Here is a 513-nt window from a genome sequence, read left to right on the forward strand (position 1 = left end):
CCAAGAACTCGGTTTCGATCTTCGCAAGTGACTGCACAAATGTCAGTGCAAGGCCTTGTATTGCTTCGCCTGCAGTCTTGGCGCGGGTAACAATGTCGAAGAGAAACGTCGAAACCCCGTTTTGAAATGCGCTCTCGGCAGTCAGCTTCAGAGCCGCCATGTGCTGACCGGCTTCATCGGTCGCCGTCTTGATTTCGTCGACCTTAAGGCGGAACTGTTCGGCCTGCGCAATCACAACGGGATCGCCCGTCGCCTTCGCCATGTCCTCCAGTTTGGTGGCCATTTCATCCAGCACGGGGAGGCGGGAGCGCTCCAGGGCGATGATCTGTTGCTCGGCTTGGATCGGAAACAGGACACCTGCTTTCACCTGATCCTGAATGGTGCGGATCTTCGTTGTCAGACTGGTTAGCGTGGACTCAGCCTCACGCTTGGTCTGGTCATAGTTGATTTTCGCGAGACCTTGTGTCTCGTGCTGCAGCAACACCGAATCGATCTCTGCCTGCGGCGCTCCGC

Annotated in this window: 1 protein-coding gene; it reads right to left on the reverse strand. The window is 56.7% G+C overall.

The annotated features are described in order from the left end of the window. Positions 1 to 513, reverse strand: a 513-nt coding sequence (locus D1614_RS25915) for a hypothetical protein (RefSeq protein WP_162304631.1), incomplete at both ends; no start/stop codon positions are given.

It is taken from the genome of Maribellus luteus (assembly GCF_003576475.1).
GTDB classification, from domain to species: domain Bacteria; phylum Bacteroidota; class Bacteroidia; order Bacteroidales; family Prolixibacteraceae; genus Draconibacterium; species Draconibacterium luteum.